Here is a 23,772-nt window from a genome sequence, read left to right on the forward strand (position 1 = left end):
AAAATGGCGCAAACCTCAGAGATCCTGTTGCTTGCGCCATTTCGGACTTGTCGCCGGGACGTGTTACTTGCCGTAGATATCGAAGGCGAAGTACTTGTCCTGGATTTGCTTGTATTTGCCGTTTTCACGGATGGCCACGATGGCGCTGTTGATCTTGTCTTTGAGCGCATCACCCTTGCGCACGGCAATGCCGACGCCGTCGCCGAAGTACTTGACGTCGGTGAAGGCCGGGCCGACGAACGCGAAGCCTTTGCCTGCGTCGGTTTTCAGGAAACCGTCATTAAGCAGCGTAGCGTCTGCCACGGTGCCGTCGAGGCGGCCGGCGGTGACGTCCAGGTAAATTTCGTTCTGCGAGCCGTATGGCTTGATCTCGGCACCCAGCGGGGCCAGGACTTCGCGGGCGAAACGTTCGTGGATCGAGCCACGCTGTACGCCGATGTTCTTGCCCTTGAGCTCGCTCAGGCCTTCGCTGACCTGGGTGCCTTCCTTCATGACCAGGCGGGCCGGGGTGTTGTAGTACTTGTTGGTGAAGTCCACGGACTTCTTGCGGTCTTCGGTGATCGACATCGAGGACAGGATCGCGTCGATCTTGCGCACTTTGAGCGCCGGGATCAGACCGTCGAATTCCTGCTCGACCCACACGCACTTGACCTTCATCTCTTCGCACAGGGCGTTGCCGATGTCGTAGTCGAAACCAACGATGCTGCCATCCGGTGCCTTGGAGGCGAACGGAGGGTACGCCGCTTCGATACCGATCTTGATTGGCTTGTCATCGGCGAAGGTTGGCAGGGACAGCACGGACAGTGCCAGGGCGCCAAGCAGCACGAGTTTCTTCATCTTGGGACTCCATCGGTAATGGGCTAAAACGGCAGAGTGAGCGACAGCCCAATATGCGAATGAGTGGACGGCAATGGTGTTGCTACGTCCTAGGAAGCCGGTGTGATTTTCAACACGGGCAACGACGAGCGAGTGATCGGCATTCTAACGACAGGTCCGAGGCCGATATTTCTTCAATGCGACAACTAGTTACAGATGCGTAGAGATAGCCGCTCGGGCACGTTGACAGCCCTGCAAATTCGTGCAAGGGCGAAAGGCAGTGAACCGATCTATGCTGCAAATTGCGGGCCTATTATTGGCAAAGCCTTCTAATCCGGCAAGCGCAGCGTGGGAGGTTATTTTTTCCGGGAGATTTTGTGGGCCTGATTGGGGCATAAACGTTTCGAGATGCCCCGCGGCGGTGCGGGTGGTTACACGCGGGGTAACAGTGGGAAATGGATGACAGGAGATGTCGATAATTATTGGTGGGCCCCATCGCGAGCAGGCTCGCTCCCACAGGGATCTTCTGAGCACTGGAGATCCCCTGTGGGAGCGAGCCTGCTCGCGATAAGGCCCTCACAGACAACAAAAAGCCCCATCAGCTCACACTGACAGGGCTTTCTCCCACTCAGACCAGGCGCTTACGCCACGTTCATGGTCTTGTGCGTATCAATCAAATGCTGCACCACACTCGGATCAGCCAGGGTCGAGATATCACCCAGCCCGTCGTACTCGGCGGTGGCGATCTTGCGCAGGATGCGGCGCATGATCTTGCCCGAACGGGTCTTCGGCAGCCCCGGCGCCCACTGGATCACATCCGGCGAGGCAATCGGGCCGATCTCGCGACGCACCCAGTTCTTGAGCTCGATGCGCAGTTGCTCGCTCGGCTCCTCGCCGCCGTTCAAGGTGACGTAGACATAAATGCCCTGGCCCTTGATGTCGTGCGGCACACCGACCACGGCAGCCTCGGCGACTTTCGGGTGCGCCACCATCGCGCTCTCGATCTCGGCGGTGCCCATGCGGTGGCCGGACACGTTGAGCACGTCGTCCACACGCCCGGTGATCCAGTAGTAACCGTCGGCGTCACGACGCGCACCGTCACCGGTGAAGTACATGCCGCGGAAGGTCTTGAAGTAGGTGTCGACGAAACGGTCGTGGTCGCCATACAGCGTGCGCGCCTGGCCTGGCCACGAATCGAGGATCACCAGGTTGCCCTCGGCCTCGCCTTCGATGATGTTGCCCAGGTTGTCGACCAGCGCCGGCACCACACCGAAGAATGGACGTGCCGCCGAACCCGGCTTCAGGCCGTGGGCGCCCGGCAGCGGGCTCATCATGTTGCCGCCGGTCTCGGTCTGCCACCAGGTGTCGACGATCGGGCAACGGGACTTGCCGACGTTCTTGTAGTACCAGTCCCAGGCTTCCGGGTTGATCGGCTCGCCCACCGAACCCAGCAAGCGCAGGCTGCTGCCATCGGCGCCATCCACGGCGGCGGTGCCGGAGGCCATCATCGCGCGGATCGCAGTTGGCGCGGTGTAGAGGATGTTGACCTTGTGCTTGTCGACCACCTTGGCCACCCGGGTGATATCCGGATAGTTCGGCACGCCCTCGAACAGCACCGTGGTCGCGCCGTTGGCCAGCGGGCCGTAGACGATGTAGGAGTGGCCGGTGACCCAGCCGACGTCGGCGGTGCACCAGTAGACTTCACCCGGACGGTAGTCGAACACGCGCTCGTGGGTCATGGCCGCGTACAACAGGTAGCCGCCGGTGGTGTGCTGCACACCCTTGGGCTTGCCGGTGGAACCGGAGGTATAGAGGATGAACAGCGCTTCTTCGGCGCCCATCTCTTTTGGCGCGCACACGGTGCCCGCCACTTTCATCAGGTCTTCGTACCAGATGTCGCGGTGCTGGTTCCACTTGATGTCGCCACCGGTGCGCTTGCACACGATGACTTTCTGGATGCTGTGGGTTTCCGGGTTGGTCAGCGCGTCGTCGACGTTGGCCTTGAGGGAAATCTTCTTGCCAGCGCGGATGCCTTCGTCAGCGGTGATCACCACTTTCGACTTGCAGTCGATGATGCGACCGGCCAGGGCTTCCGGCGAGAAACCACCGAACACCACCGAGTGGATCGCACCGATGCGGGCACAGGCCAGCATGGCGACCACGGCTTCGGGGATCATCGGCATGTAGATGGTCACCACGTCGCCACGGTGCACGTCCTGGCCGCGCAGGGCGTTGGCCAGCTTGCACACTTGCTCGTGCAGTTCGCGGTAGGTGATGTTGCGGCTTTCGGAAGGGTCATCGCCTTCCCAGATGATTGCGACTTGGTCGCCGCGCTCGGCCAGATGGCGGTCGAGGCAGTTGTAGGAAACGTTAAGGGTGCCGTCGGCGAACCACTTGATGTCGACATGGTGATCGTCGAACGACGTCTGCTTCACCGTGGTGAAAGGCTTGATCCAGTCGAGGCGCTTGGCTTGCTCGCGCCAGAAGCCGTCAGGGTTGACGACCGACTGCTGGTACATGGCTTTGTAGGTTGCCTCGTCGGTCAGCGTATTGGCCAGAACCTCGGGACGAACGGGATACAGAGAAGCCGCACTCATCTTTCTTACCTCGGTGGAATAGTTGTTTTTGTATGGGTCCAGTTGTAGCCGGCCCGGCACCATAGAACCATTCGACGATGGTAGTAACAATCCCCTACAAAACGTCATGGCAACACAAAACAGCGCACATCCCTGCCTTTGTGGGAGCGGGCTTGCTCGCGAAAGCGGACTGTCTGTAAAGGTTTCAGCGACTGACACACCGCTTTCGCGAGCAAGCCCGCTCCCACAAAAGCGGAACACCATCAGCCCCACAGGCACACCAAAACACCCTATTCAGCGATTGTTACAAAATCTGCCAAAGGTGTTTATCAAAACCCCACCTATATGATTCCCCACCCCACGCCTAGAATCCGCCCCGCAACAAGGCAAACCCTGATTAACCCAGTTGCAGCCCCCACGAAGGCCGTTAATCAAACACCTGAAAATCAAAGTTCCACACGCAACCCCAAAAAGGTTGCGTGAACCCACTCGACCTCTAAAAGGTAAAAACGAAATGAAAGCTTTATTAGTTCTGGCCCTCTCCAGCCTGTGCGCAACCGCCATGGCAGACGAGGTCCCGACTGATGTCGCACAGCAACAACCGGTTATCGAGGAATACACTTACTCCACCCATCTGGACATCGCCAAAGTTGTGTCCATGAGCGAAGTGCCAAATGTCTGCGAAGTCGTTCCAATGAAAATGGAATACGACGATTCCAAAGGCCAACGCCACATCCTGCGCTACAGCGTCATGGGCAACGGCTGCTCCAACGGCTGATCACCTCCCCTCCTTCCTTCTTATACGGTTCGACCCATTCGCCCCGCCGCCCAGGGCAGATGAAGCGCCGAACCGTATAGATCGAATTATACGATTGGTTTAAGCCATTATTTGCGCTTTTTAATCTAATTGTTCGGCGTAGTATGAATTCCACACCAAGGCATACAACGACTACGAACTGGAGCAACCACCATGAAAACCAAACTGATCCTCGCCCTGACCCTTTCTGTACTGGCCGCCAACACCTTCGCCGCCGACGGTTACGACCGCACTGGCTCGGCCGCCTTCACCACCGCTTCGGCCGCTGCTGTCAGCTCGGCAACCTTCGCCGCCGATGGCGCTGACCATGTAGGCGTAGGTAAGCTGGCTGCCGACGGTGCCGACCACGTTGGCGCAAGCAAAGTCGCCTCCGATGGTGCCGACCACGTGGGTGCGAACAAACTGGCTTCCGATGGTGCCGATCATGTTGGCGTAGGCAAACTCGCTGCCGATGGTGCAGACCACGTCGGTGCCGTTCGCCTCAGCTGATCAACGAGCATGACTTCACAGCCCGACTTCGGTCGGGCTTAGTTGTGTCCAGGCCGGTCAAAAACCGATCAAAAACACAAGATGTAGTAAAAAACCGGTTTTTTTGGCTGTTTTTTGATCAAAAAAAACGCCCCAAAAAAATAATCGAAAAAAAATACGATTCCGCGACCACCAGCAAAGCCCTGTAAACCCTCGCTCCGACCGAAAAACCCTTCTGCTCGACCGCCCGATGCGCGGATTCGCCCCACCACGGCCGCAAAAATTTCCCTATAATGCCGCCTAAACCGGCCTGCAATATTCCCTTACAGGGAGGACTGCCAGTCTGAAGCCCACGCAGCCATCCTCGGCGATTTCTGCGCCCGTCAGCGGCTCTCGGAACCCGGTACAAAATTATGTTTATTTGCCTGCGTGTACCGCTGCAAAAAACGCTATCAACGCGGCCAACGAGGCCGTGTGAAAAGTACAGACATCCAATTTCACACGGGCACTCTGGCCCTCACGCAGGAGACGACACGTCATGCTGAGCTGGGACGAATTCGACAAAGAAGACACGGAAGTTGTGGCCAAGACCGCCAATGCCGGCCAAGCCACCGAAGCCAACCTGGACCGTCTCGACAGCGCCGGCGGTGCCGCCGCCCTGGAAGCCCGCGCCGTAACCGCGACTGACTCGCCTGCCGTCGCACGCGCCAAGGCTTCGCTCGACAACCTCGACATCGCCGAAGGCCTGGCCGAACTCGAAGGCGCCTCCGCACGCGTCGCCGTCGACGAAAAAGCCATGATCAACTGCCGCGCCGACCTCAACCAGCTCGTACCGTTCAAGTACGACTGGGCTTGGCAGAAGTACCTGGACGGCTGCGCAAACCACTGGATGCCGCAAGAAGTCAACATGACCGCCGACATCGCCCTCTGGAAAAACCCGGAAGGCCTGACCGACGACGAACGCCGCATCGTCATGCGCAACCTGGGCTTCTTCTCCACCGCCGACTCCCTGGTCGCCAACAACCTGGTGCTGGCCGTTTACCGCCTCATCACCAACCCGGAATGCCGCCAGTACATCCTGCGCCAGGCGTTCGAAGAAGCGATCCACACCCACGCCTACCAGTACTGCATCGAATCGCTGGCCATGGACGAAGGTGAAATCTTCAACATGTACCACGAGATCCCATCGGTCGCGAAAAAAGCCACCTGGGGCCTCAAGTACACCCGTTCGATCTCCGATCCGAAGTTCGAAACCGGCACCGTCGAAACCGACAAAGAGTTGCTGCGCAACCTGATCGCCTACTACTGCGTACTGGAAGGCATCTTCTTCTACTGCGGCTTCACCCAGATCCTCTCCATGGGCCGCCGCAACAAAATGACCGGCGTCGCCGAGCAGTTCCAATACATCCTGCGCGACGAATCCATGCACCTGAACTTCGGCATCGACGTGATCAACCAGATCAAGATCGAAAACCCACACCTGTGGGACGCCGAAATGAAGGAAGAAGCCTCGCAAATGATCCTGCAAGGCACCCAACTGGAAATCGAATACGCCCGCGACACCATGCCTCGCGGCGTGCTGGGCATGAACGCAGCGATGATGGAGGACTACCTCAAATTCATCGCCAACCGTCGCCTGTCGCAGATCGGCTTGAAGGAAGAGTACCCAGGGACCACTAACCCGTTCCCATGGATGAGCGAGATCATGGACTTGAAGAAAGAGAAGAACTTCTTTGAGACTCGTGTGATTGAGTATCAGACTGGTGGGGCGTTGAGCTGGGATTGATGGTGGCGTAGCGCCATGATATAAGAGGTCACCTACATGGATTGTGGTGAGCTCTGTAAAGCCCCGCACATGCGGGGCTTTTTATTATCTGGAGCCAAAGAATGCCTAGAGCAAAGAAAGTCAAAACGGAAACTAAAACTCTCACGTTCTACAACAACAAAGGTGGAGTATCAAAAACCACTACATTATTTAACGTTGGGGCATACCTTTCAAAGTTAGGCAAAAAAGTACTATTCATAGATGCCGACTCCCAGTGCAATCTCACAGAATTGTTTTTTGCAAATGACACCGACTATTTCGACAACCCTTCCAAAAAACTTCCCGGCCACTCAATCCTGGAGGTATTCAGACCAAGATTGGATGGCGCAGCAGCTAGGATAGATGTTAAAACAATAGAGCTTGCCGAATCTAACATTTACTCAAAATTATTTCTAATGAGAGGAGATATAGAATTTAGCGCACAAGCCGAACCCTATTTCGGCGCTTCTATAAACCAAGCTATCACAACAAACATAAATGAAAAAAACACATATATCAGCTTTCGACGCCTTATAAAAGACCTAGGTGAGGAACTAGGGCTAGACTACATACTTATCGAATCTTGGACCGAGTACAGGTGCGATTACCCGGCTCGCCTTTCTGGCATCCGACAAATTCATAATACCGGTAACCCCCGATAGATTCTGCTACCTCGGAATCAACACCTTACCAAAATTGATTGAAGACTGGATAAAGCATGACAAAATAATTCTCAGCACCCTGGAACCCTACGGACTTGAGAGCAATTATAGTACCCCTGAATTTTGTGGAATTATCAATCAGAATTTTCAGGTTCACAAATCACTGATCAAAGAGTCGTATCAAAAATGGTCAAAGAAAATAAAGACCGAGATTAAATCAAAACTAATGGGCTCCAAAATTATTCGTATCAAAAATAACATTTCAGATCCGATAATATGCTCCATTGAAAATCTTGGACAGCTTGTACCCGTCTCTCAAATGCTGGGAAAAGCAATCTTTGATCTCACCCAATCCGATTCAGCATTAGCTTCAAAAAGTGGCATACAATTTTATGGAAGCGTTTGGGAGCCTTGGGAGAAAAAAATCAAAGCTTATCGAAGCGAAATACAGAAAATCACCGAGGCTATTGATTGATGGCCTACTCTTATTTTGCATTCCTGGATGTCATGGGCTACCGATACTACCTTAGCAAGGACGAAAAAAATGGAACTGAAGTTTTTAAGGAGAAATTGATTACATCATACCGAGCATTTGAACAAATTGATCTCGCAACGCTGAGACATAAGAGCATTTCAGACTCTCTCTTCATGAGTTCCTCATCAAACATTGTTGGCTTTTTGCAAGCAACAAAAGACGTTTACTTGAGATTTTTGGAGAACGGCCTTCTAATCAGAGGGGGCATTGCATACAACAAACATTTTGAAAATCAACATATCACGTACAGTCATGCTCTAACTGATGCATACAACCTCGAGTCTTCAAAATCATTATTTCCACGAGTATTAATTCACAAATCAGTTATAGAAAAGCTGGAAAACGAAAGTCGAGGTGAAGCTCAAAGCCAAGAGCTCGAACAGTTAATCGACCAAAACCTAATCCTGAAATGTGGAGAACATTACCAACTCCATATTGTTGACCCCCAGAACTGGAAAAATGTTTATGAAAACGCCAGATCCACTTATTTTGAAAATGAAGCAGATATAAAAAGAGACCCAAAGATATTCGAATACCATACTTGGCTTCAAAACTACATATTTTATTTCAAACCATTACGTAGCAAAAAACAGAAATATATTGAATCATTCCAGTTTCTGGACTGAGTATATTTCGAGCACCATCGCGATGCATACCAATAAAACGTTGACTGTCTATTTAGATTTATTTACCCTGAAATCAGTGCCTAAGAAACACTTCACACAGCGGAGCGACCGCACCCGAGAGTAGCGGATTTTTTATGCTTACGGCTTAGCCCTGCTTATAAAAATCTCTGTTATGCCGTGAATGGGCTAATACAAGACCCGAAAGGGGAATACGTCCGGCCCTCTGTGTGGGGTTTCTTAACTCCCGGCACCCAGCCCTAAGAAAGCTGACATCACACAGAGGTATAGGATATGCCTAAAAGTATAGCCTTCAGTACGAAGGCAAACAGCTTAAGCCACCCTTTCGCCTGCATGCTTCCAAGCTTGGAGGCACACCATGTCTGACTCCACCACAGTTTTCACGCGTCACAACCTTTCTCTTCACGCACTCCTCATCGAGAACCAGCCATGGTTCTGCGCACGTGATATCGGTCGTTTGATGGGTTTCCATCTCAATGATCGCATGGTTAGTACCACCAACTAGAAAAGCAACTAATGCTCAGCGAGTCCGGTGTGTATGCGCTGTTGGTGTATCACTATGCTCCAGAGAATCGGTTACTGCGTGAATGGTTGACCCATCAGATGGTACCAGCGTTACGTGACGCGCAGGCTTCTGACGATTCGGATCGCCCGATGCTGAGTTTGTTGGATTGGCCGAAGATGTCGCTGAGCATGTTGCATTGGCAGGGCGAGGGATGGATTAGGCTGCGGGATATGCCTTACCTGTTGGAAGACCGCACACAGAGCCCGATAAAAGCGGCTAAGCCTTGGCGGCGCAGAATCATGGACATTTTTCAGCCATCCAAGCATTCGTTGGGATAGTGATACACCTGTAGGATTGCTCGCAGGGAACATCTTTTCTTTCTGTAGGAATTTTCGTAGACAACAGTAATGACCACTCAGTATCGTCCGAGGGTTTTCAACCCTCGGCGATTGTATGGACACGCTTAAGAGCAATAGCGATTGGAACGACGCGGAAATTCAGGCCGCAGTAGATGCTTACTTGAGCATGCTCGCACGCGAGCAGGCTGGTCAGTCGATCAATAAAGCTCATGAAAACCGAGTCCTACGTGAAGGGCTATTAGCAGGTCGTACCAAAGGCTCCGTCGAATTTCGGATGCAGAACATTTCTACCGTGTTGGTCGAATTGGGGCGTAGGCGCATTGAGGGCTATAAGCCCGCTAAAAATGTGGGTGCCAATGTTGCTAAGAGCATTCTTAAAGCACTCAACGCTTCTACACCGACTCCCGAGGATTTCGTACCAACGGCAGACGAGGCGACACTCGAGCAGCGAGCCACAAAGCTTGAGCAACAGCCTATTACGGTTGAGCCAAAAGGAATCGAAAAACCACAACAGGCCCAGTCGAGCACAAAGTCGTTTATCCGAGATCCTGGAGTCAGGGCATGGGTTCGACAACAGGCCGCGGGGAAATGTGAAGGTTGTGGTGAGCCAGCCCCATTCGAAAAATCGGGCCAACCGTTTCTTGAGGTCCATCACGTCAAGCATCTAGCGCACGAAGGCTCGGACCGCACCAGCAACGCCGTAGCGCTATGCCCGAACTGTCATCGTCGTTGTCATCATTCGGATGACAGTGCGGCATTTACCGAGTCGCTCTATCAGAAGGTTGGGCGGTTGGTTCGCGAGTAAGCGGGTAATTGATGGGGTCTGCGAACCCCATCCTGTTACTCCACCAACTCAACATAACTCGACTCCCCACCACCCTCCGCGCCCGACAACCAACCCCATACAAACGCCAGCGTTGTGCGCCCTGCCCCATCGACACCCACCTTACCGCGCGACCAGCCGGACAGAATCTCACCTTCATTCGTGATGCAGTGGAAAAGCAGTTCGATAGTTTCGGGGCCTGTGACGCGGCCAACCTGGTGGCCCGTGAGGATGCGGCCGCCTTGATAGGTGCTGGTTATTGCGTTGCCTTCGACTTGGTAGTGGAAGACGGTGCCGGTACCTGAGAGGCCATGGGTGTTGCCGGCTACGGTGAAGCGGCGGTTGTGCAGGCGTTCGGTGATTTGGTTGTGAGGGAGTTGCATGGGGGCCGGTCCTTGGTTGAGTGGGTCCATTTTGGGGTTGGGTATCTTAAGCGGATTTTTGGGGAGTCAGTGGAGCTAGTGGTGGACATGGAAATTATCGCGAGCAGGCTCGCTCCCACAGAGAGTGTTCCCAGAGCGGGCCCGTCGTGATTGGGGATAGCAGTGTTTTGAAAACAGGGGGTGCAACCTGGGCCGCCTGCCGCTATTAATACCCTTCCCACTCAAGGACCCGAGCCTGTCATGAAATTCGATCTCGCCTATTGCCTGAGCCTCGACGACAAGTTGTCGATCTATGACGTGCGCGATCTCAATTTCGACGAGACGGTGGCATTCGATTCGGCGAAGGAAGATTTCCAGTGCCCCAACGATGCCTGTCGGTTGGCGTTCGATGCGGCGAATGTGTTGACCACGTTCAATGCCAAGAATGTGAATTACGTGCGCACCCCGCACTTCAAGAACACGCCGAGCACGCGGCATGTGGCGGATTGTCCTTATGCGAGCCTCAAGGCGTCGGCGGGTGTCGAGGGGGCGGAAACGGATGACGGGCGGGAGGAGCATTTTCCGTCGGAGTTGTTGCTGACCCGGCGTCAGTATGTGCGTAAGCCGTCGAGTCCGGCTGTTGCGACGCAGGATAGGCCGGTGGCGTCGATGGTTACTTCTGAGACGGCCAGTATCGAGCAGCCGGGGCGCGAGACGGCGCCGGACAAGACCAGTGTCTTTGCTCATCCGGTGGAGTGTTTTGTTTCCAATTTCGCCGACAAGGAGCTGCTCAAGCGCATGCCGCTGAAGGTGGGCGAGCACACGGCGCCTTACGCTTCGTTCTTCAAGAAGGTGGAATACCTGACGGACAACAAGGGGCTGATCTACTGGGGGCGAATCAAGGAGATCAAGGATTACAACCAGAGCTTTCGCATCGACTTCGAGCAGAAGGTGTGGTTCAAGCAGGCGGATGAGGCGAAGAAGAAGCCGTATTCGGTGAACGTTTACCTGAGCAAGAAACTGATCGAGAACTACCGCAAGCGCAAGGCGTTCCTGGAGGAGATCAAGCATGCGATCGACAGCGAGGCCCAGTTGTATTGCTTCTTTTATGGCGTGACGCCGGAGTTGAAGCAGGTGCCGAGCAAGAAGAATCCCGAGCAGAAGTTTGGGGTGTTCAGCGCGAACATCGAGAACCTGGATCACTTCATTATTCGGGAGGCGCCGGGGATGGGCGACTAGCCTGCCTGATATGCGCCGTCTGTCAGGTTGGCCGAGACGAACGCGCAGAAATACAAAAATCCATTTGCTCCCGATTCAAAACAACTGTACAAAAACACAGTATATTTTGAATCAGCACTTTCGAGCCCGGAGCACACCATGGCCTCTTATGCGATGAAAATCACCCTGGAACGTATCGCCCTCTTCCAATTCACCCCCGCCCATTGCGCCCAGGCCCGGGCGATGTTGGGCTGGAGTGTGGAGCAGTTGTCGCGCGAGGCCGGAGTTGCGGCTGGCGAGATCGAGCTGTTCGAGGCTCGGCGTGAAGTGGCGGATGCGGATCGGTTGGCGTTGGCTTATCGGTTTGAGTCGGAGGGGCTGATGTTCTTTCCGGGGTTTGCGCCGGGGCGTGGGATGAACGGGAAAGTCGCAGCGGCAGAACCTGTTGTGTAGGAGCGAGCTTGCTCGCGATGGCCGTCAACGATGACGCTGACTGTCAGGTACCCAGTGGTGTCTGGGCTACCATCGCGAGCAAGCTCGCTCCTACAGGGTTGAGCACTTTCGGTTGATGATTATTACCATATGGGTATATTCCGTTTGTACGAGGAATTCGCTCTGGTAACCAGGTCATGATTGAAATAGAACAAAGCAGCGGGAACGTCTACGAGGATCTCTCGACACCCAACGCCAGTGAAATGCGCGTCAAATCCCAATTGGCGGCAAAAATTGGCGAGATCATCAAGGCGCGGCATTTAACTCAGGTTCAAGCTTCCGAGATCCTCGGCCTGTCCCAACCCAAGCTCTCTGAAATGCTGCGCGGCAAATTCCGCGGAATCAGTGAAGCCAAGATGATGGAGTGTCTTTCCCTGCTTGGGCGTGACATTCAGATCGTGGTCAAGTCGGCTCCTCGTTCCAGGAAAGAGGGGTTGATTGAGGTGGTGTTCAGTTGAGGACCTCGATTCTGTAGGAGCGAGCATGCTCGCGATGGTCGTCAACGATGACGCTGGCTGTCAGGTATCCAGTGGTGTCTGGGCTAGCATCGCGAGCAAGCTCGCTCCTACAGGGTCAGGGGTCAAGGGTCAGGGTTTGAAGGCTGGGGTCTGGCGGGCGTTGGAGACTTGTTCGTAGCCATATGCCAGGGCAATCATTTCGGCATCGCTCCAGCGCGGACCGAAGAAGAAGAGTGAAGTTGGGAGGCCGTCCGGGTCAATGCCCGAGGGCACCATGACGCCGGGGTAGCCGGCCAGTGGGGCAACGTTCATGGCCGGTGAGGCGACGTCCGAGACCAGGGCATCGAGCTGATGGGTGATCAGCAGCAGGTCGATGGCCGCGGCGTTTTCGCTTTGAATCTTGCGCCAGAGTTGGTTGTAGGTTTGTTCGTCGTACACCACGTCGTTGGCTGCGATCAGGGTGTCCTGGCCAAGGGCTTCGGGGTTTGCGGCGTTGAACAGGACGAGGTCTTGCAGGCTTTTCGCCGGGATTCCGGAGCGTGTCGCCAGGTAGCGTGGCAGTTCACGTTTGATGCCCATGTGGAAGGCGTCGTCGACCCGCTCTGACAATGGATCTTTCAGGTCTACCGGGATCAGCGTTGCGCCGGCGGCTTGCATGAGTTCCAGGGCCTTGGAGAACTGTGGGTCGATCATCAATGGCTCTCCGCTCTGATCGAACTTGACCGGGTAGCCGATGCGTTTGCCCACCAGGGTGTTGGGGCGCAACAGCGCGGTGTAATCGACGGTGTCCTGGCCATGGGGCTTTTGCACCGGGTCGGCGGCGTCGTAGCCGCGCAGGGCGTTCATGAGCTGGGCGGCTTCACGAACGGTGCGCGCCATGGGGCCCGGCGTGTCGAGTTTATGGGTGACGGGGATGATGCCGCTGCGGCTGAGCAGGCCCACGGTGGGCTTGATGCCGACCACGCCGTTCAGCGACGCCGGGCAGATGATCGAGCCGGAGGTTTCGGTGCCGATGGCCAGCGGAGCAAAGCCTGCGGCGGTGGCGGCGGCAGAGCCTGAGCTGGAGCCGCAGACGTCACCGCTCAGCACATGAGGGTTTTTGGTTTGGCCACCGCGGCTACTCCAGCCGGAAGGCAGGGCCGGGTCGCGGAAGGCCGCCCATTCACTGAGGTTGGTTTTGCCGAGAATGACAGCGCCCGCTTCCCTGAGGCGCTGCACGATGAAGGCGTCCTTTGCCGCCGGCTTCCCGATCATGGCCGGGGAGCCAGCGCTGGTCTGCATCTGGTCGGAGGTGTCGATGTTGTCCTTGAGCAATACAGGAATGCCATGCAGTGGCCCCCGTACGTAGCCCCACTGCCGCTCACGGTCCAGGGCGTAGGCGATGTCCAGTGCATCAGGGTTGAGTTGAATGATGGAATTGATCATCGGTCCCTGCTCATCCAGCGCATGGATCCGTTGTTGCAGATGCATCACGAGCGCTGCGGCGCTGGTTTCCTTGCGCTCCATGCGCTGGGTGAGTTCGTCGACACTGAGAAACTCCAACCTCGTTTCAGGTGTCGGTGCCTGGGCATTCGCGGAACTGGCGAGCGAAAGCAGGATGATCCTGACCAGCCATTTCAGGCGGCCGTTTAATGTTACGTCCATGAGAAAAAGATCCTTTGTAATGACGGTTAATGAGTGAAAAAACCCACTCCATTTCCAGCCTACCGAGGCACCTGGAAATGTCCGTCATCACTTGTCGCCAGACCTTGTATGAATCTTCGCGCCAGTCAGTAGCCCGATTAGCCAATGCTCTGCTGATACACCTGCTGCTCCACCTCGTACCACCAGGCACTGCCTCGCTGCGGGTGCATCACGTTGAACGCCTGCCCCATCTGCGGCGTGGTGATCGACACGTTACGGTCCCAGGCCAGGGCCAGGATGCGGTCGAAGGGTTCGTACCAGGCGTGCATCGCCAGGTCGAAAGTGCCGTTGTGGATCGGCAGCAGCCAGCGGCCCTTGAGGTCGATGTGCGCTTGCAGGGTCTGCTCGGGTTGCATGTGCACGTGTGGCCACTCGACGTTGTAGGCGCCGGTTTCCATCAGCGTCAGGTCGAACGGACCGTACTGCTGGCCGATGCGCTTGAAGCCGTCGAAGTAGCCGCTGTCGCCGCTGAAGAAAATACGCGTGTCGCCGTCGATGATCACCCAGGACGCCCACAGCGTGCTGTTGCCATCGAACAGGCCACGCCCGGAAAAGTGCTGCGAGGGCGTGGCGGCGAAACGGATGCCCGCCACTTCGGTGCTTTGCCACCAATCCAGTTGGCGCACTTTGCTGGCGTCGATACCCCACTTGATCAGGGTGTCACCCACGCCCAGCGGCGTGAGGAAGTATTGGGTCTTGTCCGCCAGATCGAGCACCGCCTGATGATCGAGGTGGTCGTAGTGATCGTGGGACAGGATCACCGCCTCGATCGGCGGCAGCTCTTGCAGGCTGATCGGCGGCTGGTGGAAACGCTTGGGGCCGGCCCATTGCACCGGCGAGGCGCGCTCGGCGAACACCGGGTCGGTGATCCAGAATTTATCCTGCAACTTGAGCAGGACCGTGGAATGGCCCAGCCGATAGACGCTGTGGTTGGGCGCGGCGATCAGCGCGTCATGGGTCAGGCGTTGCACCGGCACCGCAGCGGTTGGCTTGGTGTCGCGCGGTTTGTGAAAAATCATGTTCCACATGATGCGCAGCATTTTGCGCAGGCCCTCGCGTTGCACCGGCGCATGGTTGCGGAACAGCCCATCGGTCCGACGGGAGGCCTCAGGTTCATTAGCGGTTGTGGCATTGGCCATGACGGATGACTCCAGGACGCCGCGCCGGTGGCGGCGTCTGCGATGTTCGATAAATGGCCAAGGCACGCAAGCATCAGCCGGACACTCTATTTTTGCTGGGCAGGATTAACGAAACATTACACTGCACAGTGTAGTTTCAAGGTTGCATCAATATTCATCACAAGTAAACTACCTAGTGTAGTTAATCCATTTTTTTGCCGAAGCCCACTTATGACAGCTCCACAGCGTCTGACCGACCGAAAACGCGAAGCGATCATCCAGGCGGCGATTGCCGAATTCCGTGCCAACGGTTTCGACATCACCAGCATGGACAAGATCGCCGCCACCGCCGGCGTGTCCAAACGCACGGTGTACAACCACTTTCCCAGCAAGGAAGAGTTGTTCGCCGAAATCCTCAATCAGTTGTGGGCACGAGTGACCGCCGAACAGGAAGCGGCTTACCGCCCCGACCTGCCTCTGCGCGAGCAAATGCGCCGGATGCTCATGGCGAAGTTGCAGATGTTGGGCGATGACAATTTCCTCGACCTGGCGCGGGTGGCCATCGCGGCGACGATTCATTCCCCGGAACGGGCGCAGGACATGGTGGCCCGGATGGGCCAGCGCGAAGAAGGCCTGACCGTGTGGATTCGTGCGGCTCAGGCCGATGGGCGCTTGAAAACGGTGGCGCCGGAGTTCGCCGCACAACAGGTGCAGGGCCTGCTCAAGTCCTTTGCCTTCTGGCCGCAGATCTCCATGGGGCAAGCGGGCTTGTCCGCCGACATGCAAAACACCGTGGTGGAATCGGCGCTGGACATGTTCCTGGCCTGCTATCAGTGCTGAAACCTTTCTGCGTTTGCGCGTTGCCACCATTAAATGGCTTCGAGAGACACTGATTATTCCTGCTGGAATAAATGACAATGTGCGCCTTTTTTTGCCGATGAATGGTAGCTTAGTGGCATCACGGCAGTGTGTTTCAGGATGAATCCGGCGCAGGACACTATGGAAAACCAACGCGGCAAGGGCTTGTCATTTGCCAGACGCATCTATTTGCCTCGCGCCATCGGGCTGTGCATTGGCAGCTTGAGTGTGGCCGCTGCCCTGGCCCCGATGAACCTGCCCTCCTGGGTGTGGGCGTTGTTGGTGATCAATGCCTACGTCTGGCCGCACATTGCCTATCAGCTGTCGTCCCGGGCGAACTTTCCCTACAAGGCCGAGTTGCGCAACATGCTCTTCGACTCGCTATGGGGCGGGTTCTGGGCGGCGACGGTGCAGTTCAATCCGCTGACAACGGTCACCGTGCTGGCGATGATGGCCATGCACAACGTGGCCATGGGCGGGCTGCGTCTGTTTGCCTTTGGCTCGGTGGCGCAAGCCGTGGGCGTGCTGATTGGCTGGCTGGTGTTCGGTATCGCCTTCAACGCACAGACCACGCCGATGCAGATCTGGGCGTCGATTCCGATGCTCACGCTCTACCCGTTTGCGGTGGGCATGGTCAGTTACCAGTTGGCGATCAAGCTGGCCAAACACAAACGCATCCTCAGTGCCCTGAACCGCACCGACAGCCTGACCGGGCTGCTCAACCACGGTGCCTGGAAGGATTCGCTGCAACTGCAATTCCAGCGTAGCCGCCTGCAAGAACACCCGGCTGTGATTGCGCTGATCGACATTGATCACTTCAAGCCGATCAATGACACCCATGGGCATATCGTCGGTGATTCGGTGTTGCGCCAGCTCAGCGCTGAGCTCAAGCGCAACCTGCGCGAATCGGATCTGGCTGGGCGGTATGGTGGGGATGAGTTTTGCGTGATCCTGCCCGACATGCCGGTGCTCCAGGCGCGGGAGGTGATGGAGCGATTGCGCGAGGTGCTGCATGATTTTCGGCATGATGAGGTGCCGGATTTGCGGATTAGTTTGAGTATTGGTTTGGCGGCTTTTGATTCGTCGTTTACCGATTCGATTGCCTGGCTTGATGAGGCGGACAAGGCGCTTTATACGGCGAAGAATACGGGGCGGAACAAGATCAGTTTGGCCGAAGGTGAGCGGGCTGCTGTGGTGGTTTGAGGGGGTGCTTGGGAATGATGGGGTGGTTTTGCGGGCCCTATCGCGAGCAAGCCCGCTCCCACAGTTGATCGGGTGCATTCAGGAGACTTGATGTTGCTTGGGCTGGCCTCATCGCGAGCAGGCTCGCTCCCACAGTAGACCGAGTTCTTTCGGGAAAGATGTGGTCCATTGTGGGAGCGGGCTTGCTCGCGATAGGGTCCGCACTCACACCGATCATTTCAACGCCCTGCCCAACTCATCAAACAACGTCACCACCGAGCGCAACGCCCGGCAATCCGGGCGGGTCAGCAGCCACAGTGCTGTGTCGCATCCTTGCAGCGGCCCGCTGATCGCTTGCAAGCCATTGCCGATCAGGAAGTCCGGCAACGCCGCCACGCCCATTCCTGCGCGCACCAGTTCGGTCACCGACAACATGCTGTTGCAGCGATACCCCGGCATCACGCCCGGCAACGCCTGATGCCGCCACGCCACGGTTGGGTGATCGGGCAGGAAACCATCCGGTGCGATCCAGGTGAGTGCCGCCAGGTCTGTCGGGTCGACGGCTTGCAGGTAACTCGCGCTGGCGCACACCCGGTAGGACACTTGCGCCAGATGCCGCCCCACCAAATGTTCCGGTGGTGTGCTGGTCAAGCGCAGGGCAATGTCAGCGTCACGGCGCGTGAGGTTGGCGAAATCGTTGGAGGTGCTGAGTTCCAGGGTCAGCGCCGGATAGTTCGGCATGAACTGCGCCAGCGCCGGCAACAGCAGGCCCTGCAACACCGAATCGGTGCAGGTCAGGCGCACGGTGCCGCTGATGACATCTCCGCCCTGCTCCACGCCAATGCGCGCCGCTTCCAGCGCCTGTTCGGCCCGCTCCGCCTGCTCGGCCAGCGTCTGTGCCAGGGTCGTGGGCAGGTAACCGGCGCGGCTCTTCTCGAACAATTGCTGGCCCAGCGCACCTTCGAGGCGACGCACCGCGCGAAACACCGTCGACACATCCACCTTCATCAGCTGCGAGGCCCGGGCCAGGGAGCCGCCACGCACCAGCGCAAGAATCAGGGCGAGGTCCGGGTAGTCGAGGCGATAGTGCGCCGGCGCATTGATCATTTGCGAAACAGCCAATATTGAGTGCGTGAACGCCAATCTATAGTGGCTGCCAGCAATCAACAAGCGCAGAGGCTACTCATGGAAAATCGCGTCATTCGCATCGCCCTGGTCGGCGACTACGATCCGCAAGTCACCGCCCACCAGGCCATCCCCGTGGCACTCGACATGGCCGCCGAGCACAGTGGCCATCACGTTGTGGGCGAGTGGCTGGCCACCGAGCAGATCGACGCCAGCACCCCGCTCGATGGCTTCGACGGCTTCTGGTGCGTGCCGGCCAGTCCCTATCGCAGCATGGACGGGGCGCTGCGGGCGATCCGCTTTGCCCGCGAGCAGCGACGACCTTTCCTCGGCACCTGCGGCGGTTTTCAACATGCGGTGTTGGAATATGCGCGCAACGTGCTGGGCTGGTCGGATGCCGAGCATGGCGAGACAAACCCCGAGGCCGAGCGAGCGTTGATTACCCCGCTCACCTGCGCGCTGGTGGAGGCAGTCGATGGCATTCGCCTGCGCGAAGGTTCGTTGATCGCCCAGGCGTATGAAACGTCCGAGATCAGGGAAGGTTATCGCTGCCGCTATGGTGTGAATCCGGCGTTCGAGCAGGCGTTGTTCGCCGAGGAGTTGCAAGCTGTCGGGCATGACTCGCAGCAGGGCTTGCGCGCCGTTGAACTCAAGGGCCATCCGTTTTTTGTCGCCACGCTGTTCCAGCCGGAACGGGCAGCGCTTCAGGGTGCACTGCCGCCGTTGGTGCGGGCGTTGGTGGCGGCTTGCGTGGGGAGGTCAGCATGATTGCCGACACGCCGGCCACGCCTTATTACGCAGTGATCTTTACCTCGCTGCGCACCGAAGGGGATCAGGGATATGCCGAGGCGGCCGCGCGCATGGTCGAACTGGCGCGCCAGCAGCCGGGGTTCCTGGGGGTGGAATCGGCGCGGGGCGAGGATGGGTTGGGGATTACCGTGTCGTACTGGGCCAGTGAGGCGGCGATTGTGGCGTGGAAGGAGCATCCGGAGCACAGCGCGATTCGTGAGCGTGGGCGGTCGACGTGGTATGCGCGGTGTCATACGCGGGTTTGTCGGGTTGAGCGGGGGTATGGGTTCGGCCTTTGAGTTGGGTGGTGTTTTTGTAGCCCTCATCGCGAGCAGGCTCGCTCCCACAGTGGATCGAGGGTGTACTGGAGATCCTTTGTGGGAGCGAGCCTGCTCGCGATGGGTCCATCACTGTCACCGCAAACCCTCAGCCCTGCACCAAACTGCGAACCGCCGAAATCTCCGGCACTTCCACCCGATTCATGTACACCCGCAACGGCTCGGTGATGTTGATCCGGTCATCGATGTGCTGATCGAGCAACAACTGGATCAGCTCGCGCTTGAGGGTCATGGCGTTTTCCGGTCCCGCGGCCCAGACGAATTCACTGGCCGGGATGATGCCGTCATCCGCCACGTCCATGCCGAAGGAGTCTTCGCTGAAGCGCACGATGTAGCGGCCGGTCTTGCGGTTGAGACCGACGAAGCCCTTGAGTTGGTCGGCGGCCTGGCAGATGAGCTGGGAAGTGATGCGCATATAAACCTCACAAAAGAACGATGGTTTACACGCAAGGCTTGAGGGTCGGCGTTCCCTCTGCCGGGGAAACTGCCGTGGCCAAGAGTACTGCAAAGCACGACACAGATGCGCTGAAAAATTGCCCTTTAAACACGTTTATGTCGGTCTCGCGATAGCGCAAGCGGCGCTCACTTGTTAAAAGGGACGTCTTTGAAAACCTCTGCGAAAGGATCTCGACCATGCCTGCACCTTTTACCAAGCGCGCCCTGCTGCTGAGCCTGATGCTCGGTTTCGCCCAGGCCCAGGCCGCGAGCGGGCCAGGCCCTGTGGCACTGGCCGCCGAATCAGGCATCCCGCACCCGGCGGTGATCGCCCACCGTGGCGCCTCCTACGACGCGCCGGAATCCACCGCTGCCGCCTACCGGGCCGCGCGCGACCTGGGCGCCGATTACCTGGAAATGGACCTGCAACGCAGCAAGGACGGCGTGCTCTTCGCCCTGCACGACAACAACCTGCAACGCACCACCGACGTCGCCACCAAATTCCCCGAGCGCAAGGACAGCCCGGCCAATGCCTTCACCATGGCCGAACTGAAAACCCTGGACGCCGGCAGCTGGTTCAACGCCGCCTACCCGGACCGTGCACGCCCGTCCTTCGTCGGCCTGAAGATCCTGACCCTCGATGAAATCATCGACATCGCCCAGGCCAATCCGCTGCACAAACCCGGCCTGTACATCGAGACCAAGGAGCCCAAGCAGTTTCCCGGTATCGAGCGTGACCTCAAGGCAAAACTCCAGGATCGCGGCTGGCTGATTCCGGCCGGGGCCAAGGGCAAGCGCAAGGAACTGGCGGTCGGCCAGGGCAAGGGCCGCGTGGTGTTGCAGACGTTCGAGAAGAGCAGCCTGGAACTGCTGGAAAAAGAAATGCCGCAGGTGCCGAAGATCCTGTTGCTGTGGGTGGGCGAAGGCAATATCGAGCCCAAGTCCAAGGTGAGTTTCGCCGAGTCGGGCGACAAGGATCACGCGGCGTACTACGCCAGGCAGGAACCGAAGAGCAAAGCCGAATTCCAGCAATGGGTCGACTACGCCAAGGCCCAGGGCGCCATCGGCACCGGCCCTTCCGCGGCGCTGACCCACGGTGGCGACCAGAGCTACGCCGACCTGGCGAAACCGTGGATGAACCAGTACACCCACGATCAGGGCTTGCTGGTGCACGTGTACACGGTCGATGACGCGGTGGATTACCAGAAGGTCATGGCGGCGGGTGTCGATGGCATCTTCACCAACCGGGCGAGCGAGTTGCTGAAGTTCTACAAGCGTCCGGCAGCAGCGAGTGTTGGGCAGATTTTGCAGAACAATGGGTATTGATCTGTAGGAGCGAGCTTGCTCGCGATGGCGGTGTGTCAGCCGGTATCAATGTTGGCTGACACACCGCATCGCGAGCAAGCTCGCTCCTACAGGAGACAGGAGACAGGAGGCAGGTGTCAGGGGAAAGGGGAAAGGGGAAAGGGGAAAGGGGAAAGGGAATTTTAAGGGTGGATTAAGTTACCAACGCTAGTCTGGACTTACTTAAACAGCACACAAGGAATGCCCCCATGAAAACCCTGACTGCCCTGTTCACCGCTGCCACCCTGACCCTCACCGCCGGCCTGGCGCAAGCAGCCGATGTGCCTGTGGATCAAATCCCTCAGTTGGTCAAGGACGGCAAGATCAAGCCGCTCGAAGAGCTGAACCAGATCGTCCTGAAACTGCACCCAGGTGCGACCATCACCGACAGCGATCTGGATCAGCACACCAACCTCTACGAGTACGAAGTCGAGCTGCGTGATGCCAAGAACGTGGAATGGGATGTGGACCTGAATGCGGCCACGGGTGAAGTCCTGAAGAACAAACAGGACAATTGAGGCCGAAGCAGGCTCGCCCCACCTGTTGAATCTGCAACAACCCTGTGAGAAATCCACTTGTGGGAGCGAGCCTGCTCGCGATGTGTTCTACCAGACACATTGATGTCGGCTGACACGCCGCATCGCGAGTAAGCCCGCTCCCCCAAAGGCACCCGCTGGATCACGCGCTCAAGCGCGCCGTCACTTCGTTGAGCTGCCCCGACAACCCGTGCAGGTTGTGGCTGGCGGCCTCGGTGCGCTGCACGTTGTCCAGGTTGGTACTGGCAATGCTGGTGATTTCCGTGAGGTTGCGCGAGATATCCTCGGCCACCGAAGTCTGTTCTTCGGCGGCCGTGGCGATCTGGCGGTTCATGTCGCGGATGGCTTCGACGGCGTGGGTGATGCGCTCGAGCATGGCGCCGGCCTCGGTCACCTGCTTTACGCTTTCTTCGCTGCGCGACTGGCCGCTTTCGATGGCGTGAGCGGCATCCACCGCACCGGTCTGCACGGTTTCGATGATCTGGTTGATCTCGATGATCGAAGCCGCCGTGCGCTGGGCCAGGCTGCGCACTTCATCGGCCACCACGGCAAAACCACGCCCGGCTTCACCGGCACGCGCCGCTTCGATGGCCGCGTTGAGCGCCAGCAGGTTGGTCTGCTCGGCGATGCCGCGAATCACTTCCAGCACCTTGCCGATGCGGCCGCTGTCGGTTTCCAGTTGGCGGATGACCGTCGCCGTGTTGGCGATCTCGCCGCGCATGCGGGTGATGGTGTGGATGGTGCCCTGCATGACTTTCTCGCCCTGCTGCGCCGAGTGGTCGGCATCGTCGGCGGCCCGTGCGGCGTCGGCGGCGTGGCGCGCCACTTCCTGGGCGGTGGCGGACATTTCGTTCATTGCCGTGGCCACCTGATCGGTGCGGCTGAACTGCTCGTTGGTGCCGCTGGCCATCAGCCCGGCAATCGACTTCAACTCACCACTGGCGCTGTCCAGGTCCTGGGTGCTGACCTGCAAACGGCTGAAGGTGTCGGCGAGGAAATCACGCAGGGTGTTGGCGGCGGTGGCCAGTTTGCCCAGTTCATCCTGGCGGTTGCTGGCGACACGCTCGGCGAACTTGCCTTGGCTGAGCTGGGCCACGTATTCGATGAGTTTCTGGATCGGCGCCACCAGGTTGCGGTTGACCAGCCACAGGCTCAGCAGGCCGATCAACAAACCGGAAACCAGCATGACGATGATGCCCAGCAGCACGGTGTGATTGGCACTGGCACTGATCAGCACCGACTGCTCGTTACCCAGCTTGCGCAACTCGGCCACCAGCGCGCTCATCTGCTCGCTGCTGGCGCGGTCCACGCCCTTGACCGCCGCATCACCCGCCGCCGGGTCGCCACCGGAAGCGACGTAGGCGTCGCGGCCCTTCTGATACGCAGCGCCGAGCAGGCGATGTTCTTCACGCAAACGCTCGATGCGGGTTTTCAGCGATGACTCGATGCCCTGCTGCCCGGCCAGTTCGCCGAGGATGCCTTGCACGTCGCGCTGGCGGTCTTCGAATTGTTTCCAGTACTTGTCCAGGTCCGCCGGTTGCTTGCCGCGCAGCAACACGTTTTTCCATTCCTGGACCTGGATCTTGAATTGCAGGTTGGCTTCGTCGATCAATTGCGAAGTGTGCAGCGGGCCTTCGATCAGGTTCGCATAGCTCTTCACACCGTTGGACAGGAAGTGAAAGCACGCCAGCGCGATCAACAGCATCGCCAGCAGGCTGCCACTGAGCAGGGCGAGAATTTGAGCTCTCAAGGACTTTTGCAAAGACATCGGAAAGTTCTCATGACAGGAATTCGGCACGCTTCAGAGAGGCGTGAAAGTGGTGCG

General features: G+C 57.6%; 24 protein-coding genes and 1 pseudogene. 17 read left to right on the top strand and 8 right to left on the bottom strand.

The annotated features are described in order from the left end of the window. Window positions 1–63: 63 nt before the first annotated feature. Together ABVN20_RS06880 and acs are read right to left on the bottom strand one after the other, a co-directional pair. Window positions 64–837 carry an ABC transporter substrate-binding protein gene (locus ABVN20_RS06880; RefSeq protein ID WP_368554790.1) on the bottom strand — a complete coding sequence of 258 codons (774 nt, stop codon included), beginning with the start codon at window positions 835–837 and terminating at the stop codon, window positions 64–66. A 620-nt stretch (window positions 838–1,457) separates the two neighbouring features. Next, window positions 1,458–3,413, bottom strand: coding sequence for an acetate--CoA ligase (gene acs, locus ABVN20_RS06885; RefSeq protein ID WP_368554791.1), 1,956 nt, complete (start codon window positions 3,411–3,413; stop codon window positions 1,458–1,460). A 493-nt stretch (window positions 3,414–3,906) separates the two neighbouring features. Here acs and ABVN20_RS06890 point away from each other — a divergent pair, with 493 nt between their 5' ends. The 8 genes and pseudogenes from ABVN20_RS06890 to ABVN20_RS06925 all read left to right on the top strand — a co-directional run bounded on the left by ABVN20_RS06890 (window position 3,907) and on the right by ABVN20_RS06925 (window position 9,991). Continuing rightward, window positions 3,907–4,170, top strand: coding sequence for a DUF2790 domain-containing protein (locus ABVN20_RS06890; protein ID WP_085578243.1), 264 nt, complete (start codon window positions 3,907–3,909; stop codon window positions 4,168–4,170). A 192-nt stretch (window positions 4,171–4,362) separates the two neighbouring features. Further along, window positions 4,363–4,698 (top strand): hypothetical protein, encoded by a 336-nt coding sequence (locus tag ABVN20_RS06895; RefSeq protein WP_368554793.1) that lies wholly within the window; start codon window positions 4,363–4,365, stop codon window positions 4,696–4,698. Between the two features lie 517 nt (window positions 4,699–5,215). Further along, entirely contained in the window at window positions 5,216–6,463 is a 1,248-nt protein-coding gene (locus ABVN20_RS06900; RefSeq protein WP_368554794.1) for a ribonucleotide-diphosphate reductase subunit beta, read from the top strand. 101 nt (window positions 6,464–6,564) lie between these two features. After that, window positions 6,565–7,143: a ParA family protein gene (locus ABVN20_RS06905; RefSeq protein WP_368554796.1), complete on the top strand. Its 579-nt coding sequence runs from the start codon at window positions 6,565–6,567 to the stop codon at window positions 7,141–7,143. Between the two features lie 34 nt (window positions 7,144–7,177). After that, window positions 7,178–7,618, top strand: a complete 441-nt coding sequence (locus ABVN20_RS06910) for a hypothetical protein (protein ID WP_368554797.1) — start codon at window positions 7,178–7,180, stop codon at window positions 7,616–7,618. Next, window positions 7,618–8,304 carry a hypothetical protein gene (locus tag ABVN20_RS06915; RefSeq protein WP_368554798.1) on the top strand — a complete coding sequence of 229 codons (687 nt, stop codon included), beginning with the start codon at window positions 7,618–7,620 and terminating at the stop codon, window positions 8,302–8,304. The genes ABVN20_RS06910 and ABVN20_RS06915 overlap by 1 nt, the downstream gene beginning before the upstream one ends. 376 nt (window positions 8,305–8,680) lie before the next feature. Further along, window positions 8,681–9,165 (top strand): annotated as a pseudogene (locus ABVN20_RS06920) (Bro-N domain-containing protein). Between the two features lie 115 nt (window positions 9,166–9,280). Continuing rightward, window positions 9,281–9,991 carry an HNH endonuclease gene (locus ABVN20_RS06925; RefSeq protein WP_368554799.1) on the top strand — a complete coding sequence of 237 codons (711 nt, stop codon included), beginning with the start codon at window positions 9,281–9,283 and terminating at the stop codon, window positions 9,989–9,991. A 35-nt stretch (window positions 9,992–10,026) separates the two neighbouring features. On the opposite strand, the gene ABVN20_RS06930 is transcribed toward ABVN20_RS06925, so the two are convergent. Further along, window positions 10,027–10,392, bottom strand: a complete 366-nt coding sequence (locus ABVN20_RS06930) for a hypothetical protein (protein ID WP_368554800.1) — start codon at window positions 10,390–10,392, stop codon at window positions 10,027–10,029. Window positions 10,393–10,632: 240 nt separating this feature from the next. Here ABVN20_RS06930 and ABVN20_RS06935 point away from each other — a divergent pair, with 240 nt between their 5' ends. The 3 genes from ABVN20_RS06935 to ABVN20_RS06945 all read left to right on the top strand — a co-directional run bounded on the left by ABVN20_RS06935 (window position 10,633) and on the right by ABVN20_RS06945 (window position 12,539). Then, window positions 10,633–11,610 carry a hypothetical protein gene (locus ABVN20_RS06935; protein WP_368554801.1) on the top strand — a complete coding sequence of 326 codons (978 nt, stop codon included), beginning with the start codon at window positions 10,633–10,635 and terminating at the stop codon, window positions 11,608–11,610. A 138-nt stretch (window positions 11,611–11,748) separates the two neighbouring features. Further along, the gene (locus ABVN20_RS06940; RefSeq protein ID WP_368557676.1) at window positions 11,749–12,042 is read left to right on the top strand and encodes an XRE family transcriptional regulator; all 294 of its coding nucleotides are present in this window, start codon (window positions 11,749–11,751) and stop codon (window positions 12,040–12,042) included. Window positions 12,043–12,218: 176 nt separating this feature from the next. Next, window positions 12,219–12,539, top strand: a complete 321-nt coding sequence (locus ABVN20_RS06945; RefSeq protein ID WP_368554802.1) for a helix-turn-helix domain-containing protein — start codon at window positions 12,219–12,221, stop codon at window positions 12,537–12,539. A 129-nt stretch (window positions 12,540–12,668) separates the two neighbouring features. Here the strand turns inward: ABVN20_RS06945 and ABVN20_RS06950 are convergent, their stop codons facing one another. Beyond that, a complete protein-coding gene (locus tag ABVN20_RS06950; protein WP_368554803.1) occupies window positions 12,669–14,183 on the bottom strand; it encodes an amidase family protein in 1,515 nt (504 codons plus the stop codon). A gap of 137 nt (window positions 14,184–14,320) precedes the next feature. Continuing rightward, on the bottom strand, window positions 14,321–15,361 hold the full coding sequence (locus ABVN20_RS06955) for an MBL fold metallo-hydrolase (protein WP_368554804.1): 1,041 nt from the start codon (window positions 15,359–15,361) through the stop codon (window positions 14,321–14,323). A 210-nt stretch (window positions 15,362–15,571) separates the two neighbouring features. Here ABVN20_RS06955 and ABVN20_RS06960 point away from each other — a divergent pair, with 210 nt between their 5' ends. Both ABVN20_RS06960 and ABVN20_RS06965 read left to right on the top strand, forming a co-directional pair. Next, window positions 15,572–16,180, top strand: coding sequence for a TetR/AcrR family transcriptional regulator (locus ABVN20_RS06960; RefSeq protein ID WP_368554806.1), 609 nt, complete (start codon window positions 15,572–15,574; stop codon window positions 16,178–16,180). 159 nt (window positions 16,181–16,339) lie between these two features. Then, window positions 16,340–17,401 (top strand): diguanylate cyclase, encoded by a 1,062-nt coding sequence (locus ABVN20_RS06965; RefSeq protein WP_368554807.1) that lies wholly within the window; start codon window positions 16,340–16,342, stop codon window positions 17,399–17,401. A gap of 213 nt (window positions 17,402–17,614) precedes the next feature. On the opposite strand, the gene ABVN20_RS06970 is transcribed toward ABVN20_RS06965, so the two are convergent. Beyond that, window positions 17,615–18,550, bottom strand: a complete 936-nt coding sequence (locus ABVN20_RS06970; RefSeq protein WP_368554808.1) for a LysR family transcriptional regulator — start codon at window positions 18,548–18,550, stop codon at window positions 17,615–17,617. Between the two features lie 15 nt (window positions 18,551–18,565). Here ABVN20_RS06970 and ABVN20_RS06975 point away from each other — a divergent pair, with 15 nt between their 5' ends. Beyond that, window positions 18,566–19,273 carry a CTP synthase gene (locus ABVN20_RS06975; RefSeq protein ID WP_368554809.1) on the top strand — a complete coding sequence of 236 codons (708 nt, stop codon included), beginning with the start codon at window positions 18,566–18,568 and terminating at the stop codon, window positions 19,271–19,273. Beyond that, window positions 19,270–19,593: an antibiotic biosynthesis monooxygenase gene (locus ABVN20_RS06980; protein WP_368554810.1), complete on the top strand. Its 324-nt coding sequence runs from the start codon at window positions 19,270–19,272 to the stop codon at window positions 19,591–19,593. Before ABVN20_RS06975 ends, ABVN20_RS06980 begins: the two co-directional genes overlap by 4 nt. A 127-nt stretch (window positions 19,594–19,720) precedes the next feature. On the opposite strand, the gene ABVN20_RS06985 is transcribed toward ABVN20_RS06980, so the two are convergent. Next, the gene (locus tag ABVN20_RS06985; protein ID WP_368554811.1) at window positions 19,721–20,047 is read right to left on the bottom strand and encodes a DUF2025 family protein; all 327 of its coding nucleotides are present in this window, start codon (window positions 20,045–20,047) and stop codon (window positions 19,721–19,723) included. Window positions 20,048–20,265: 218 nt separating this feature from the next. On the opposite strand from ABVN20_RS06985, the gene ABVN20_RS06990 reads away from it, so the two are divergent. Further along, a complete protein-coding gene (locus tag ABVN20_RS06990; protein WP_368554812.1) occupies window positions 20,266–21,393 on the top strand; it encodes a glycerophosphodiester phosphodiesterase in 1,128 nt (375 codons plus the stop codon). A 227-nt stretch (window positions 21,394–21,620) separates the two neighbouring features. Next, window positions 21,621–21,929 (top strand): PepSY domain-containing protein, encoded by a 309-nt coding sequence (locus tag ABVN20_RS06995; RefSeq protein ID WP_368554813.1) that lies wholly within the window; start codon window positions 21,621–21,623, stop codon window positions 21,927–21,929. Between the two features lie 160 nt (window positions 21,930–22,089). On the opposite strand, the gene ABVN20_RS07000 is transcribed toward ABVN20_RS06995, so the two are convergent. After that, window positions 22,090–23,715 carry a methyl-accepting chemotaxis protein gene (locus tag ABVN20_RS07000; RefSeq protein WP_368554814.1) on the bottom strand — a complete coding sequence of 542 codons (1,626 nt, stop codon included), beginning with the start codon at window positions 23,713–23,715 and terminating at the stop codon, window positions 22,090–22,092. Window positions 23,716–23,772: the final 57 nt, after the last annotated feature.

It is taken from the genome of Pseudomonas sp. MYb118 (assembly GCF_040947875.1).
Taxonomy (GTDB): domain Bacteria; phylum Pseudomonadota; class Gammaproteobacteria; order Pseudomonadales; family Pseudomonadaceae; genus Aquipseudomonas.

Excerpts from the sequence above, each read along its gene's own strand:
- ABVN20_RS06945 (WP_368554802.1), top strand. The coding sequence starts at position 12,219 with ATGATTGAAATAGAACAAAGCAGCGGGAACGTCTACGAGGATCTCTCG.
- ABVN20_RS06985 (WP_368554811.1), bottom strand. The coding sequence starts at position 20,047 with ATGCGCATCACTTCCCAGCTCATCTGCCAGGCCGCCGACCAACTCAAG.
- ABVN20_RS06975 (WP_368554809.1), top strand. The coding sequence starts at position 18,566 with ATGGAAAATCGCGTCATTCGCATCGCCCTGGTCGGCGACTACGATCCG.
- ABVN20_RS06935 (WP_368554801.1), top strand. The coding sequence starts at position 10,633 with ATGAAATTCGATCTCGCCTATTGCCTGAGCCTCGACGACAAGTTGTCG.
- ABVN20_RS06940 (WP_368557676.1), top strand. The coding sequence starts at position 11,749 with ATGGCCTCTTATGCGATGAAAATCACCCTGGAACGTATCGCCCTCTTC.
- ABVN20_RS06990 (WP_368554812.1), top strand. The coding sequence starts at position 20,266 with ATGCCTGCACCTTTTACCAAGCGCGCCCTGCTGCTGAGCCTGATGCTC.
- ABVN20_RS06925 (WP_368554799.1), top strand. The coding sequence starts at position 9,281 with ATGGACACGCTTAAGAGCAATAGCGATTGGAACGACGCGGAAATTCAG.
- ABVN20_RS06980 (WP_368554810.1), top strand. The coding sequence starts at position 19,270 with ATGATTGCCGACACGCCGGCCACGCCTTATTACGCAGTGATCTTTACC.
- ABVN20_RS06965 (WP_368554807.1), top strand. The coding sequence starts at position 16,340 with ATGGAAAACCAACGCGGCAAGGGCTTGTCATTTGCCAGACGCATCTAT.
- ABVN20_RS06895 (WP_368554793.1), top strand. The coding sequence starts at position 4,363 with ATGAAAACCAAACTGATCCTCGCCCTGACCCTTTCTGTACTGGCCGCC.
- ABVN20_RS07000 (WP_368554814.1), bottom strand. The coding sequence starts at position 23,715 with ATGTCTTTGCAAAAGTCCTTGAGAGCTCAAATTCTCGCCCTGCTCAGT.
- acs (WP_368554791.1), bottom strand. The coding sequence starts at position 3,413 with ATGAGTGCGGCTTCTCTGTATCCCGTTCGTCCCGAGGTTCTGGCCAAT.
- ABVN20_RS06915 (WP_368554798.1), top strand. The coding sequence starts at position 7,618 with ATGGCCTACTCTTATTTTGCATTCCTGGATGTCATGGGCTACCGATAC.
- ABVN20_RS06995 (WP_368554813.1), top strand. The coding sequence starts at position 21,621 with ATGAAAACCCTGACTGCCCTGTTCACCGCTGCCACCCTGACCCTCACC.
- ABVN20_RS06890 (WP_085578243.1), top strand. The coding sequence starts at position 3,907 with ATGAAAGCTTTATTAGTTCTGGCCCTCTCCAGCCTGTGCGCAACCGCC.
- ABVN20_RS06900 (WP_368554794.1), top strand. The coding sequence starts at position 5,216 with ATGCTGAGCTGGGACGAATTCGACAAAGAAGACACGGAAGTTGTGGCC.
- ABVN20_RS06930 (WP_368554800.1), bottom strand. The coding sequence starts at position 10,392 with ATGCAACTCCCTCACAACCAAATCACCGAACGCCTGCACAACCGCCGC.
- ABVN20_RS06905 (WP_368554796.1), top strand. The coding sequence starts at position 6,565 with ATGCCTAGAGCAAAGAAAGTCAAAACGGAAACTAAAACTCTCACGTTC.
- ABVN20_RS06950 (WP_368554803.1), bottom strand. The coding sequence starts at position 14,183 with ATGGACGTAACATTAAACGGCCGCCTGAAATGGCTGGTCAGGATCATC.
- ABVN20_RS06955 (WP_368554804.1), bottom strand. The coding sequence starts at position 15,361 with ATGGCCAATGCCACAACCGCTAATGAACCTGAGGCCTCCCGTCGGACC.
- ABVN20_RS06880 (WP_368554790.1), bottom strand. The coding sequence starts at position 837 with ATGAAGAAACTCGTGCTGCTTGGCGCCCTGGCACTGTCCGTGCTGTCC.
- ABVN20_RS06960 (WP_368554806.1), top strand. The coding sequence starts at position 15,572 with ATGACAGCTCCACAGCGTCTGACCGACCGAAAACGCGAAGCGATCATC.